Here is a 7937-nt window from a genome sequence, read left to right as displayed (position 1 = left end):
ATGCTACGCAGAAACGCCCATCCGTGAATTTCCAAAAAGGCTCTCACAACCTGACAGATAGGCAAAAGGCAAATACCACTAGACTCCGGTTTCAGGTGAAGGACTGCGGCACGAGCCTGCCCCTGCCATGCAGCTACTGAATTGGAGCCGAACCAAACACGGCACGTAGGCGCCGGCCAGCGCGCGCCGGCGTCTTGCGCAGATGTGAGAGCCTCCTGTTACCGTCAACAGCGCTGAAACTTCTTCTGGGCTTACGGCGAAATCCAGGTGAGGCGCGACGAACTGATCACTATAGCAAGACAATATCGAGGTTGTCCGAAAAGTAATGCAGACGTCACGGGGCCATGTCCTCCTGAAGCGTGCCCATGATGTGTTTTTATGTGACACCGAGCCTGTCCGTCAGGATGCTGATCGGGCAACAACAGCGCGAGGCCTTGCGGCAATATAGCAGGAGGCAGCATGCAGGCTTGGACTGTTCTTGGATGTGCCTTCTGGTTGGCTTTGGGATCGCTGCATGCGGCGCACGCAGATGACATTGCAGATTGCGTTACCGGCACCATCGTCCTGCCTCTTCTCGGCGGGCGGACGGACGCTCCGATCATTCCGGTTCGCGTGGAAGGCCATGACGCCGCGATGTACCTGTCGCCGGACTTTTCCGATACGCTTGTTCGCAGCCCGGAAAACTGGACATTCGACGGTTCGGGGCCGCGACATGATGTCTCGGTTGACAGCAACGGATATCACCATGTGCCGGGAGCCGAAATGCAGATCGATGATCTGCAGGTAGGTGGCGCAGACGTAGGCGCCATATCTGCCACCAAGCTGCGCGGTGCAGCGTCACAGACAATCGAGGGACGACCGATCGTCGGTCTGTTGGGAAACACGTTCCTGTCCAACAGCCTGCTTCTGCTCGATATGCCGGAAGGCAAACTCGTATTCTTCACGACAAGACAGAACGGGGACTGCGCGGATGTGGCGCAACGAATCATGGGGGCCGCGAGCCGATCTGTCCCGATGAAGCCTCACCATGAAATATGGAACATACCGATCTCGATTGACGGTCAGATGCGTGACATCACGCCCGACACGGACCTTGCGATCAACGCAATTCCGTCTTCCTGGGCGGATGTCCCTGAACTTGCGCCGGACGTCGTCGCAAAAGGCGAGTTTGTCAAAATAGACTACATGGCTGCCCGAGGTGCAGTGTCTGACGGGCGGCGTATCACGCTGCATGGCCTGCCTCTGGGAGGCATGGTGCAGCCTGCGACGTCCGTCATCGTCCATCCCGATCTCGGGAATGCGATACTGGGCCTTCCGTTTTTCATCAATCGCATCGTTCTGTTCGATTTCCGGAACCGCCGGTTCTTCTTTCTGCCCGAGATGGTCAACACGCAGCCGCTCGGTCATCACCTGCATTTCGAGCAGGCAGTGGTGTCGAACACGTCGGTGCGTGAGGCGGAGGGCAAACCGCAATAACGGGATCTGCCGCCCTTCCGCCACTGCGCTTCAAAAGCGGAACACGAAGTTCGACTGGTAGTAGCTGCCGCTGCGGGCACCTGCGGCATGCAGCGAATTCGACGTGATGAAGCGCGCGCCATACTGCGTCCAGCTCAGATGGCGATTGAGCTGCAATGTCAGCGACGCCTGCGGCACGACGCCCACGTAGCCGCCGGAAAACCTCGGGTAGCTGTAGGCGGACGACGAGCTGTAAATCGAATCGTTGGTCGAATCGCGCCAGAAGAACGGGCACTTGAACTGCAGCGACGCGAAGCCGACCGGTGTCACGCGCACGATCGGCGAAAGGCTGATCAGGTTCGACGGCGCGATATAGGTCGTGGTGTCCAGATAGTTGGTCTGCGGATTGAACGGCGCGATATAGGTGCCGACATCTCCGGTCCTGTTCCTGGTGTCGCCGCCCGAATAGAGGTCCGCCTGCACGCCGATGAAGGGATGCAGGAAGGACTCCGGATGCCGGTAACCGACCGTCGCGTTGAAGGCGTAGGCTGCGACCGTGCGCGCGACACTGGTTTTCGCCGCATTGAATGTGCCGCCCTGATAGAGACCGCCTACCGAGAACTCGAGATCCTTGGCCGAGCCGTACCAACGGAAACCGTAGTCGTCGCGTGTCGTGTTGCCGGATGCGGTGCCGTTTCCGGCGACGATCGCGGCAGTCGAGCCGCCGAGCTTGAACCCGATATAGAACAGATCGAGATAGGAATGCAGATCGCCGCCGAGGACGCGCAGCGTCGGCACGACCATCGTTGCGTCGAATCCATAAAGGCGCGTCGTCCAGTCTTCGGTGTCGTGGAACATCTGCGACGGCGCGATGTTCGTGCCGACGAAATCGTAGGCGTCGATGCGGATCCGCGGCCAGATTGCGTAGGTGCGAAAGCCGTTCCAGGCGAGCGGCACGTTGGGCGTCTCGCGATTGTACAGAATGTAGGATGGTGCATCGAGGAACTGCTGGCGGCCGAACATGAAGCCGGTCTTGGCGCCCAGCAGGTTCTCCCGAAACTCCACAAACGCCTGCTGCAGGTCGAGCCGCTTGCGGTAGGTGTCGTTGTAGCCATAGGCGTTCCAGCCCGCCGCATCCGCATTGATGAGCTGTCCGAACACCCGGACGTGGCTGCCCAGATGCAGGTCCGCGCCGTAGAGATTGCGCACGCCGAACCGGCCCGAACCCGGATGGCCCTTGGAGCCCAGGTTGGGTTCTTCCTCATACCAGTTGCGCAGGCGTGTCTCGCCGGACAGCGAGAGCCAGATCGTACGCGACGAATTCAGTGCGATGAATTTCAGCGGGTCGAAAGGATCGTCACGAAGCTTCGGTGACGGATCGGCAAGGTAGCTCCAGTCTTCCGCCCATGGCGCCACGCCGTACCGCCCGACCGGCCCGAATCCTGCGGATTCGCCCGTACCGCGATCGAACTCGCCCCATGGGCCCTGGCGTCCAGACGGGGCCTTGTTCTGGCTTGGCGCGATCCGGCGCGGCTGGCCCACGACACCGGCGTGCGGAAGATTCTGCACCTCCGGCCGCGCGGCCGCGCGGGCTTTGATCGTTTCGGCATGGGGAGACGGGATGGACGACGTGTCCGTCGTGTTCTGTGCAAGGGCGCTGCCAGCCTGGCCGAAGGCCGCGGCACAGGCGATGCCGCGCAGGGTACGGAGAGACGCACGACGGTAGACGGCAGGACGCATGGCAGGATCCGATATGAACGAAGCCCGGATCATACCATCGTTGTTCGTCGTGGAAATATGCATTGCACGCTCGAAACGTGCTTTTGTATTAATTCCTGCGGGGTGTGGTTATTCTGCCTTGAACCCGGCAGGCGCGAGATGGGAGCGATTGAAATCGAGCTGCGCGTGGGTCAGCTGGAAACCGACCTCCAGCCGGTAGCCATCCGCGCGCTGGTCGCGATCGGCCGGCAGGTCGATGCTGACCACGGGCGTCTGGACCGTGCTGGTGTCGGACGCCGGGTCGAGCGAAATCGCGGGCGAGAAGATCTTCTTGTCGACGATCCGGTCGTTGTGCATCACCACCACGAAATATGGCAGTTCGAGATGGTCGCCCTTTGCCGCCGCACCGCGTGTCACCCGCAGTGTCAGGCTCAGTCGCGTGCGGATCACGTGCTGATGGCCCTGCTGGGCGCAGGATCCGGTCAGGCCCTGAATGCTGGCATGATCGACGAGGCTTCCAGCGTCCAGACCGCGGCCGTCATAGGTGAACGCGTCGGCGGCTTCCGACACGATTTCCGTCGGAGGGCAGGTCGGCGCGAACAGCGCCTGCTGGTCGTCGCAGGCCGCGAGCGGAAGAAGGCCGAGTGCCGGCAGGAGCCGAATTGCGTGGCGCAAAGGGCGTGAGTTGGGGGTAGCCAGGGAAAGATACGTCATGTCCAGCGGCCCGAAAGCTCCCGATCTGTTCTGTCTGATGGTCTTGCAACCGGCCGGCGCTTTGCGTAACGCCACAACAGCCGGGTCGGCCACCGCCTTGCATTCTGCCATATGGCCCGCATGTGCTATAGAGCCCGTCGCCTGATTGGGGAACACCATGTCCGATTTGTTGACCCCGACCGCGCGCCATGACGCCGGTCCTCTCGATTCTGTCTCGTCCGATGCGAAGGCGCGCCTGCGGGTGCTGCTGGCCGGTCCGCGCGGGTTCTGCGCCGGCGTTGATCGCGCGATCCGTGTCGTGGAGGAAGCCATTCGCCGCTACGGCGCGCCGGTCTATGTGCGGCACGAGATCGTCCATAACCGGACCGTGGTCGAGAACCTCGAAGCGCAGGGCGCGATCTTCGTGGAGGAACTCGACGAGGTGCCGGAAGACGGTCATGTCGTGTTCTCCGCCCATGGCGTGCCCAAGGCCGTGCCCGCCGAGGCCCAGCGCCGCAACCTGCTGTATCTGGATGCGACCTGCCCGCTGGTCTCCAAGGTCCATCGCGAGGCCGAGCGTCATTTCGCAGGCGGCGGCCCGGATGCACGGCATATCCTGATGATCGGCCATGCAGGCCATCCCGAAGTGGTGGGCACGATGGGGCAGCTTCCGAAGGGCGCCGTCACGCTGATCAACGACGCGGACGAGGCCCGTCGTGTCGAGCCCGAGGATCCGACCCGTCTCGCCTTCATCACGCAGACGACGCTGTCGGTCGACGACACGGCGGAGGTCGTGGATATCCTGCGCGAGCGCTTCCCGCTGATCGAGGGGCCGAAGCGCGAGGACATCTGCTACGCAACCACGAACCGCCAGGAAGCGGTAAAGGCGATCGCGGCCGAAAGCGATTTGCTGATCGTGATCGGGGCGCCGAACTCCTCGAACTCGCAGCGTCTGCGCGAGGTCGCGGAGCGTTCGGGTGCCCGTCGCGCGCTTCTGGTGCCCAAGCTGTCGGAACTGGATTGGTCTGCGCTCGAGGGTGTCTCCACCATCGGCATCACGGCGGGCGCGTCTGCCCCGGAGAGTCTCGTTCAGGAAATGCTGAATGCCCTGTCGCGCCGCTACGAGCTGCAGATCGAGGAGCGGATCGTCAAGGAAGAGAGCGTGATCTTCCGGCTGCCCGCTCCCTTGGGCGGCTGAGCGGCCGGAACAGCAATGGCGGTCTATACTGACGTCTCGCCCGAGGCGCTGGCGTCTTTCCTGTCGCTCTATGATGTCGGCAGGCCGACCTCGTTCTGCGGGATCGCGGAAGGGGTCGAGAACAGCAACTACCTGCTGCGGACCGAGCGCGATGGGCAGGCCGCCGACTATATCCTGACGCTGTATGAGCGCCGGATGGACCCGGCCGAACTCCCCTGGTTTCTTGGCCTGATGCATCACCTGGCCCGCGCCGGTCTCAGGTGTCCCGAGCCCGTGGCTGGCGCCGACGGTGCTCTCTTCCACATGCTCAACGGCCGACAGGCGGCGCTGACGACGTTCCTGACGGGTCTGAGCACGCGGGAAGTCGATGCGGCGCAGTGTGAGGCTGTGGGCGCTGCCATGGCGCGTCTCCATCTCATGGGCGCCAGCTATGCGTCGGTCCGCGCCAACACGCTCGGGCCGGCTGCGTGGGCGCCGCTGCTTCAGGCCGGCTCGAACGGGGCCGACAAGCTCGAGCCCGGATTGGTCGAGGAGGTCTCGGCGGCCATCGCCGACGTGACCGCGCAATGGCCGCGCACCGATTCGCTGCCTCGCGGTCAGATCCACGCCGATCTGTTCCCGGATAATGTGTTTTTCGTCGGCAAAACGTTGTCGGGCATCATCGACTTCTATTTCGCCTGCACGGACTTCTTTGCGTACGACCTCGCGATTGCAATCAACGCCTGGTGCTTCCCGGATGAGGCAACGCTGGACCCGCGCCTGTCGGCGGCCATGCTCGATGGTTATTGCAGCGTGCGTCCGCTGGAGGGGGCAGAGCGGGACGCGCTCAGGCCCCTGTGCCAGGGTGCTGCGATTCGGTTCCTTCTCACACGGCTCTACGACTGGGTGCACACGCCTGAGGATGCGCTGGTGACCCGCAAGGATCCGCTACCGTATCTTGCAAGACTGCGCTGCCATCGCGCCTTTTCGGAACCCTGCCCGTATGGATGATCGTCCCAAGCCTCGCGTCGAGATCTGGACCGACGGAGGATGCAAGCCCAATCCCGGACCGGGCGGGTGGGCCGTTCTGCTTCGGATGGGGACGCATGAACGCGAGCTGTCCGGCGGCGCGCCCGAGACGACCAACAACCGCATGGAGCTGACGGCGGCGGCCGAGGCGCTGGAAGCGCTGACGAAGCCCTGCGTTGTCGAGCTGCATACGGACAGCGAATATCTGCGCAACGGAATCACGCGCTGGCACACGGGCTGGGTGCGCCGCAACTGGCGCAATGCATCCGGCGATCCGGTCGCGAACATGGACCTGTGGCGCCGCATTCTGGACGCTGCCAAGCCGCATGAGGTTACCTGGACCTGGGTGCGGGGGCATGCCGGCAACGAGAACAACGAGCGCGTGGACCAGCTTGCGACCCGTGCCCGTGAAGTTGCTGAAGGAAATTGACGAAGGGGGGTTTACCCGGTCATCCGCCTTCGCTAGAAGGTGCCCCGCCGGTCCCGAATAGCTCAGTTGGTAGAGCAAGCGACTGTTAATCGCTGGGTCGTAGGTTCGAGTCCTACTTCGGGAGCCAGGCTTTCTTCTCTTCGTCAGTGTGCCTCGATATCTTCGAGGCGATCCAGCCGCCACAGGCCGGGGAAGAGACGCACCCAGATCCCCGCGACCAGAATCGTGCCGATCCCACCGATCACCACGGCGGCCTCCGGACCGATCGCCGAGCCGAGCAGACCGCTCTCGAGCTCACCCAACTGGTTGCTCGATCCGATGAACAGCGTGTTGACGGCTGAAACCCGGCCACGCATCTCGTCCGGCGTCCCGAGTTGAACCAGCGCCCCGCGCACCATGACGCTGATGACGTCGGCAGCGCCCAGGACCATCAGCGCGAGGACGGAAATCCAGACGGTGGTGGACAGCCCGAACACGATGGTCGCAACGCCGAAGATCGCGACCGACAGGAACATCAGAGGGCCGCAGCGTCCGCGCAGCGGCCAGCGTGCGACGGCAGTGGACGTCAGCAGCGCGCCGATGGCGGGCGCTGCCCGGAGCAGGCCAAGGCCCAGCGGCCCGGTGCGCAGGATGTCGTTGGCATAGACGGGCAGCATCGCCGTTGCACCGCCCAGCAGCACGGCAAACAGATCGAGCGAGATCGCGCCCAGCGTATCCGGGCGACGCCGCAGATACGTCACGCCGCCGAAGACCGACGCGAGGCTTACCGGGTTGCGCACCCGAGTCGGCCAGGACAGCTTCATCGTCACGGTACCGGCACAGGCCAGCCCGAAGCTTACGGCGCAGATCGCGTAGCAGGCTGTCGGGCCCAGGCCGTAGAGCACGCCGCCCAGGGACGGGCCGATGACGGATGCTGCGGTAAACAGCGAAGACGACAGGGCGGTCGCGCGCGGCAGGAGGGCAGGGGGCGCAATGGCGGCTACGAAGGTCTGCTGGCACGGCATCTCGAAGGTCCGCAGGGCCCCGAAGATCGCGACCAGTGCGTAGAGCATCCATGGCCGGATCCAGCCTTCCGCGCTGCCGAGTGCCACGATCACAAGCGCTGTGCACTCCAGCGCCTGACAGACCATCACGATTTTGCGTCGATCATGCCGATCGGCGAAATGCCCGGCGATGAAGACCAGGAACAGCATGGGCGCGAACTGGGCGAGGCCCACGAATCCAAGGGCGCGGATGCTGTGCGTCAACGCGTAGATCTGCCATCCGACGGCCACTGCCATCATCTGGGAGGCCAGTGCCGCGAGGCTTCGGCTGAAAAGAAACGCCTTGAGAGACGGCAGGCGCAGGAGCGTGCCGGAATTCCCCGGCGGAAGGATCGTATGTGCGGACATTGGGCGATGATATGGCCAAGCCTATCGTCCGGCCACCACAGGA

General features: G+C 63.5%; 7 protein-coding genes and 1 tRNA gene. 5 read left to right on the top strand and 3 right to left on the bottom strand.

Annotation, left to right across the window (positions count from 1 at the left end):
• Positions 1-459: 459 nt before the first annotated feature.
• Positions 460-1476 carry a hypothetical protein gene (locus tag B8446_RS12420; protein WP_148505979.1) on the top strand — a complete coding sequence of 339 codons (1017 nt, stop codon included), beginning with the start codon at positions 460-462 and terminating at the stop codon, positions 1474-1476.
• A gap of 30 nt (positions 1477-1506) precedes the next feature.
• Here the strand turns inward: B8446_RS12420 and B8446_RS12415 are convergent, their stop codons facing one another.
• The gene (locus B8446_RS12415; RefSeq protein ID WP_148505978.1) at positions 1507-3195 is read right to left on the bottom strand and encodes an alginate export family protein; all 1689 of its coding nucleotides are present in this window, start codon (positions 3193-3195) and stop codon (positions 1507-1509) included.
• Positions 3196-3303: 108 nt separating this feature from the next.
• Entirely contained in the window at positions 3304-3888 is a 585-nt protein-coding gene (locus B8446_RS12410; protein WP_148505977.1) for a hypothetical protein, read from the bottom strand.
• A 157-nt stretch (positions 3889-4045) separates the two neighbouring features.
• Here B8446_RS12410 and ispH point away from each other — a divergent pair, with 157 nt between their 5' ends.
• The 4 genes from ispH to B8446_RS12390 all read left to right on the top strand — a co-directional run bounded on the left by ispH (position 4046) and on the right by B8446_RS12390 (position 6630).
• Positions 4046-5065, top strand: a complete 1020-nt coding sequence (gene ispH / locus B8446_RS12405; protein WP_048850019.1) for a 4-hydroxy-3-methylbut-2-enyl diphosphate reductase — start codon at positions 4046-4048, stop codon at positions 5063-5065.
• A 15-nt stretch (positions 5066-5080) separates the two neighbouring features.
• Complete coding sequence (locus B8446_RS12400) at positions 5081-6055, top strand: homoserine kinase (RefSeq protein ID WP_048850018.1); 975 nt, start codon at positions 5081-5083, stop codon at positions 6053-6055.
• On the top strand, positions 6048-6503 hold the full coding sequence (rnhA, locus tag B8446_RS12395; RefSeq protein WP_048850016.1) for a ribonuclease HI: 456 nt from the start codon (positions 6048-6050) through the stop codon (positions 6501-6503). The genes B8446_RS12400 and rnhA overlap by 8 nt, the downstream gene beginning before the upstream one ends.
• A 51-nt stretch (positions 6504-6554) precedes the next feature.
• Positions 6555-6630 (top strand) — tRNA-Asn (locus B8446_RS12390).
• A gap of 16 nt (positions 6631-6646) precedes the next feature.
• Here B8446_RS12390 and B8446_RS12385 read toward each other — a convergent pair.
• Positions 6647-7894, bottom strand: a complete 1248-nt coding sequence (locus tag B8446_RS12385; RefSeq protein ID WP_048850014.1) for an MFS transporter — start codon at positions 7892-7894, stop codon at positions 6647-6649.
• Positions 7895-7937: the final 43 nt, after the last annotated feature.

This window comes from Tanticharoenia sakaeratensis NBRC 103193 (assembly GCF_000963885.1).
Lineage (GTDB): Bacteria > Pseudomonadota > Alphaproteobacteria > Acetobacterales > Acetobacteraceae > Tanticharoenia > Tanticharoenia sakaeratensis.
Note: the sequence above shows the minus strand (reverse complement) of the source record. Positions and strands in the feature narration are given on the sequence as shown.